This is a genomic window from Methylorubrum podarium, assembly GCF_022179745.1.
Taxonomy (GTDB): Bacteria; Pseudomonadota; Alphaproteobacteria; order Rhizobiales; family Beijerinckiaceae; genus Methylobacterium; species Methylobacterium podarium.
This window is the reverse complement of the sequence record NZ_BPRD01000389.1, coordinates 1-5,188: the sequence shown is the minus strand read 5'-3', so window position 1 is coordinate 5,188 and position 5,188 is coordinate 1. Positions and strand designations below refer to the sequence as shown.

Here is a 5,188-nt window from a genome sequence, read left to right as displayed (position 1 = left end):
GGCGGCGCCGCGGCCATGGTGGCGATGGCCGAGGATTACGGCGCGGACCCGCGCTTGGTGGCGTTCATGCAATACGTGCGCGTCGCCGCCGTGGTGCTCTCGGCCTCGCTCGTCGCGCGCCTGCTCGCCGACGTCGCCGGCCCGGCCGGCGCGGGCAGCCCGGAAGAGGCCTGGACCTGGCCCGGCCTCGCGGCGACGATCGCGGTCGCGGCCGTCGGGTACGGCCTCGCGAGCCTGCTGCGGCTGCCCTCCGCACCCCTGGTCGGGCCGATGGGGCTCGGCGCGATCCTGCACGCCACCGGCCTGCTCGACATCGCCCTGCCCGGACCGGCGCTCGATGCCGCCTACGCGGCGATCGGCTGGTATGTCGGCCTGCGCTTCAACCGGCGGACCCTGGACACGACGCTCCACGCCCTGCCGGGCGTGCTGACGGCCACGGGCGCGATCATCGGGCTCTGCGGACTCTGGGCCTGGGCCCTGACCCACTGGCTGCCGATCGATTTCCTCACCGCCTTCCTGGCCACCAGTCCCGGCGGGCTCGACTCAGTGGCGATCATCGCCCTGGGCTCGCGGGCCGACGTGTCCTTCGTGCTCGCGGTGCAGACGCTGCGCCTGTTCGTCGTGCTGGCGACCGGCCCGATCCTCGCCAAGTGGATCGCCCGCGCCGCCCCGGGAGAGACGCCGTGATCGCGCTCTACCTCGCATTCCTGAACTCCTGGCGCGGCCTCGTCCATGGCGGGCGCACGGAGCGGGCGGTCCGGCTCGAACTCGTCCTGCTGGCGCTCGGTCTGCCCGTGGCGCTCGTTCTGGGCGGCAGCCTGTGGGTCCGGGTGGCGCTCGTCGCGAGCTTGTTGCTGATGCTCGGGGCGGAACTCCTCAACACCGCCATCGAGAAGCTGTGCGACCACCTCCATCCCGGCCGGCACGACCGGATCGGCATCGTGAAGGATCTCGCCTCGGCCGGCGCGTTCATGACCCAGCTCATCGCTGCCCTGATCTGGGGCGCGGCTTTGATCGACCGGCTCTGAGCGGAGCGGCGGCCGCGGCCGCCCCGCGGTCAGCCGTCCTCCTGCTCGTTCCAGACGAGCCAGCCGCCGCCGAACAGGGTGGCGGCGATGACGACCCACAGGCCGGTCCGGCCGACCAGCTCGATCAGCCAGGCATGCACCGCCGAGAAACCCAGTTTCAGAACGCAGTCCACCACGCCGAGATAGAGAGCGAGCGCCAGGAGCGCGACGGCGAGAGGACGGCTCATCGATCCTCCGTCTCCTTCCAGAGCGCCCAGGCGCCCGCGAACACCATGGCTCCGATCAGGAGCCGCATCCCCGTGTGACCGATCTGTTCGAGGAGCCATGCATGGGCGGCGGAGAGGCTCAAGTCCAGCATCCATCCCCAGGCCGACAGGATCACGGCAAGGGCGGCGACAACGAGGATTTTCGTCCAGACCGGCATGACGGCCGCGCTAGCACGTTTGCGCAGGGGCACCGAGCAACCCGGGTGACACTGCGCCGGGAGTCCTCGGAAAAATGTTGCTGCCTCCGAACCGTCCGCCGAGATCGCCGAACCCATCACGCGCGCTCGGCTGGTCGATGGGCATGCCTGTACCTTCTGTCACGGTCGGTGGCGGAGTCAAAGCCGCCCGCGGCGGGTTGAGAGCGGGCGAGGACCGGCAAATGGGCCGGCGCGGGTCGGCGGACGACCGGGGCGATCCGCCCCCTGGATCGCGGCCTTGTTCCACAGCATCGTGAAGAACGCATGGCTACCTTCTTCATCGCCGACACGCATTTCGGCGACGCCCACCTCATCGAGCGTCGACGGCGGGGCTTCGCCTCGGTGGAGGCGCATGACGCGGCGCTGATCGCCCGCTGGAACGCGCGCGTCGGCGCGGCGGACGAGGTCTGGCATCTCGGCGACTTCGCGGCCCATGCCAGCCGCGAGCACTGCGCCGCCGTCTTCGCGCGGCTGAACGGGGTGAAGCGGCTGGTGCGGGGCAACCACGACAGCAACCGCGTGCTCGATCTCCCCTGGGCCGAGCCGCCGCTGGAGAGCGCCCGGATCTCGGTGCCGGACGAAGCGGGTCGGACCTGGCGGCTGTTCCTCGCGCACTACGCCCACCGCGCCTGGCCCGGCCTCTGGCGCGAGACCCGGCACCTCTACGGCCACACCCACGCGACGCTGCCCGACACCACCCGCTCCTGCGACGTCGGCGTGGATGCCTGGGATTTCGCGCCGGTCGGCCTCGCCGAGATCGTGGCGCGGCAGGATGCGGCGACGCTGGTGCCGGAGGAACTGGCGCCGCGGGCGATGCGGTGACGGCTCGCCTCAGTTCACCGCCAGCGGCATCGCCTCGATCGTCGTCTCGTACAAACCCCGCCGCTCCAGCGACCGGCCGAGCGCCGGGGTGAGCCCGCTTCCGCCGGTGAACACGGCGCGGGCGGGCGGCGCATCGGAGGCCTGCGCCGATCCCTCGCCGAGAAGCTGGATCACCCGGCGCGCGATGGCCGGGGCCGGGTCGATCCAGGTGACCGCCCAGGGGGCAAGACGCTCGAAGCGGGGCAGCAGCAGCGGATAGTGGGTGCAGGAGAGGCACACGACGTCGGTCCGCCGGCCGTCCTCGCCCTCGACGAAGCAGGGCTCGATCTCGGCCAGGATCGCCGCGTCCGATACTCGCGCGCCGGCCATCTCGGCCTCGGCATAGCCCGCGAGGTTCTTGCTACCCACAAGGGTTACCGCGCAATCGCTCGCGAAATTCGCGACGAGATCATGGGTATAGGCCCGCGCCACGGTGCCGGGGGTCGCGAGCAGGGAGATGACCCGCGTGCGGGTGAGCGCGGCGGCCGGCTTGATCGGCGGCACGACGCCGACGAAGGGCGTGACGAAGCGCTGGCGCAGGGCCGGCAGCACCAGGGTCGAGGCGGTGTTGCAGGCGATCACCACGAGGTCGGGGGCGTGGCGCGCCAGCAGCCGCTCCATCACCGCGATCACCCGCGCCACCAGCCGCTCCTCGCTCAGCGCACCGTAGGGGAAGGCCGCGTCGTCCGCCGCGTAGACATAGGCCGCGTCCGGCCGGGCGCGGCGCACCTGCTCCAGCACGGTGAGGCCGCCGAGGCCGGAATCGAAGACGAGGATGACCGGCTGCGCGTTCTGCACCGGCAATGCCGCCGAAAGGGTCGCCCCTGCCATCAGATCGATCCGCATGACCGCCGCCCGGGCTCGCGCATCCATGAAACCTTGGGGCGGCGAGTGTCCGGCGGCGACGGTTAAGGACACCTCACTGCGGCTGCAAAAAGGCCGCGCTTCCACCGGTGCCGCGGGAGGCGCGTCGGCAGGTGCGACAGGGGGTGCGACGAACAGCTTGGCGGGTTCGGACGTTGTCATAGGGCAATCGGCGTCTATTTCCGGCGCGCAACGGAGGAAGAGATTCCAACCATGGCAGCCGGCGCAGCCCATCTCACCCATCCTGAGAGCCGCGCGGCCTTCCCGCCGCCCCCGCTCGACGCACGCCCGATCGACCGCGACGCCTGGATCGCGGCCTTCCGCACCGTCCGCGACGAGACCGAGCGGCGCGCCGCCCCGCTCTCGCCGGAGGATCAGCAGATCCAGTCGATGGAGGATGCGAGCCCGACCAAGTGGCACCGGGCGCACACGACGTGGTTCTTCGAGCAGTTCCTGCTGCGCGAGCACCTGCCGGGCTACGCCATCTACGACGAGCGCCTGCACTACCTGTTCAATTCCTACTACGTGCAGGCCGGCCCCCGGCAGCCGCGCTTCATGCGCGGGATGATCACCCGGCCGACCACGGCGGAGACCGCCGCTTATCGCGCCCATGTCGACCGTGCGGTGACGGTGTGGCTGCGCGAGACCTCCGACGCGGCGCTGGAGCGGGCGCTGCCGATCCTGGAGATCGGGCTCTACCACGAGCAGCAGCATCAGGAGCTGATGTTCACGGACCTCCTGCACGCCTTCGCGCAGAACCCGCTCGATCCGGTCTACGATCCCGCCTGGTCGATGCCCACGGCGCAGGCAAACGCCGGCAAGGCTGCCCTGGAAAGAGGCATCGCCCGGATCGGCCACGCGGGCCAGGGCTTCGCCTTCGACAACGAGAGCCCCGAGCACGATGTGCTGATGCTCGGCACCACCATCGACCGCGGCCTCGTCACGAACCGCGACTGGCTCGCCTTCATGGCCGATGGCGGCTACGCGCGCCCCGAGCTGTGGCTCAACGAGGGCTGGCTCTGCGTGCAGCGCGACGGCTGGGAGGCGCCGGGCTACTGGCGGCGCGAATCCGATGGCTGGTCGACGATGTCGCTCGCCGGCCGCAGGGCCGTCGATGCGGACGCGCCCGTGACCCATGTCAGCTATTTCGAGGCCGACGCCTATGCCCGCTGGGCGGGGCGCGACCTGCCGACGGAGGCCGAGTGGGAGGTCGCCGCCCGCGACGGCCTGATCGACGACGCCTTCGGCCTCGTCTGGCAATGGACCCGCAGCGCCTACGGCCCCTATCCGGGCTACCGGCCGGTGGCCGGCGCGCTCGGCGAGTACAACGGCAAGTTCATGTCGAGCCAGTACGTGCTGCGCGGCTCCTCGGTCGCCACGCCGGACGGGCATGCGCGCCCGGGCTACCGCAACTTCTTCTATCCCCACCAGCGCTGGCAGTTCACGGGTCTGAGGCTCGCCGACGCGCGAGGTTGATCGCCCATCCCGCCCTCCACCTCCCGTGGTCCCGGAGAAAGCCGTTGACGATCGATCCCCGCCTGACGGAAACCAGCCCCGCCGCCCCGATCACCGAGGACGGGCTGTTCCTGGCCGATGTCTGGAACGGGCTCGGCGCGAGCCCGAAGGCGCTGCCGGCCAAGTACTTCTACGACGCCGCCGGCTCCGGCCTGTTCGAGCAGATCACCGCCCTGCCGGAATATTATCCGACCCGGACGGAGCTCGGCATCCTCGACGCGCGCGGCCCCGAGATCGCCGCGCTGCTGCCGAAGGGCGCGGCGCTCGTCGAGTTCGGAAGCGGCTCGACGGCCAAGCTGCGGCGCCTCCTGCGCCATTTGCCCGAGCTCTCGGCCTACCTCCCCGTCGATGTCTCGGGCGAGTTTTTGCGCGAGCAGGCCGAGACTTTGCGGGGCGACTTCCCCGACCTCGCGGTCGAGCCAGTGGTGGCCGACTTCACCCGGCCCTCGAAGCCCTC

General features: G+C 71.1%; 8 protein-coding genes. 5 read left to right on the top strand and 3 right to left on the bottom strand.

The window, feature by feature from the left end:
• Both MFF42_RS18630 and MFF42_RS18625 read left to right on the top strand, forming a co-directional pair.
• On the top strand, window positions 1-687 hold a 687-nt coding region (locus MFF42_RS18630), incomplete at its 5' end, for an AbrB family transcriptional regulator (protein ID WP_238257087.1).
• Window positions 684-1,028: a diacylglycerol kinase gene (locus MFF42_RS18625; RefSeq protein WP_238257086.1), complete on the top strand. Its 345-nt coding sequence runs from the start codon at window positions 684-686 to the stop codon at window positions 1,026-1,028. The genes MFF42_RS18630 and MFF42_RS18625, both read left to right, overlap by 4 nt.
• 29 nt (window positions 1,029-1,057) lie before the next feature.
• On the opposite strand, the gene MFF42_RS18620 is transcribed toward MFF42_RS18625, so the two are convergent.
• A complete protein-coding gene (locus MFF42_RS18620) occupies window positions 1,058-1,255 on the bottom strand; it encodes a hypothetical protein (RefSeq protein WP_238257085.1) in 198 nt (65 codons plus the stop codon).
• Window positions 1,252-1,569 (bottom strand): hypothetical protein, encoded by a 318-nt coding sequence (locus MFF42_RS18615; RefSeq protein WP_238257084.1) that lies wholly within the window; start codon window positions 1,567-1,569, stop codon window positions 1,252-1,254. The genes MFF42_RS18620 and MFF42_RS18615 overlap by 4 nt, the downstream gene beginning before the upstream one ends.
• Before the next feature lie 186 nt (window positions 1,570-1,755).
• On the opposite strand from MFF42_RS18615, the gene MFF42_RS18610 reads away from it, so the two are divergent.
• Window positions 1,756-2,313 (top strand): metallophosphoesterase family protein, encoded by a 558-nt coding sequence (locus MFF42_RS18610; RefSeq protein ID WP_238257083.1) that lies wholly within the window; start codon window positions 1,756-1,758, stop codon window positions 2,311-2,313.
• A gap of 9 nt (window positions 2,314-2,322) precedes the next feature.
• Here the strand turns inward: MFF42_RS18610 and murI are convergent, their stop codons facing one another.
• Complete coding sequence (murI, locus tag MFF42_RS18605) at window positions 2,323-3,198, bottom strand: glutamate racemase (RefSeq protein WP_238257082.1); 876 nt, start codon at window positions 3,196-3,198, stop codon at window positions 2,323-2,325.
• A gap of 231 nt (window positions 3,199-3,429) precedes the next feature.
• Between murI and egtB the strand changes: the two genes are divergently transcribed.
• Together egtB and MFF42_RS18595 are read left to right on the top strand one after the other, a co-directional pair.
• Window positions 3,430-4,692: an ergothioneine biosynthesis protein EgtB gene (egtB, locus tag MFF42_RS18600; protein WP_238257081.1), complete on the top strand. Its 1,263-nt coding sequence runs from the start codon at window positions 3,430-3,432 to the stop codon at window positions 4,690-4,692.
• Window positions 4,693-4,736: 44 nt separating this feature from the next.
• Window positions 4,737-5,188: L-histidine N(alpha)-methyltransferase (locus tag MFF42_RS18595; RefSeq protein WP_238257080.1), on the top strand; the 452-nt coding region annotated here is incomplete at its 3' end.

Excerpts from the sequence above, each read along its gene's own strand:
- MFF42_RS18620 (WP_238257085.1), bottom strand. The coding sequence starts at position 1,255 with ATGAGCCGTCCTCTCGCCGTCGCGCTCCTGGCGCTCGCTCTCTATCTC.
- MFF42_RS18615 (WP_238257084.1), bottom strand. The coding sequence starts at position 1,569 with ATGGGTTCGGCGATCTCGGCGGACGGTTCGGAGGCAGCAACATTTTTC.
- egtB (WP_238257081.1), top strand. The coding sequence starts at position 3,430 with ATGGCAGCCGGCGCAGCCCATCTCACCCATCCTGAGAGCCGCGCGGCC.
- murI (WP_238257082.1), bottom strand. The coding sequence starts at position 3,198 with ATGCGGATCGATCTGATGGCAGGGGCGACCCTTTCGGCGGCATTGCCG.
- MFF42_RS18610 (WP_238257083.1), top strand. The coding sequence starts at position 1,756 with ATGGCTACCTTCTTCATCGCCGACACGCATTTCGGCGACGCCCACCTC.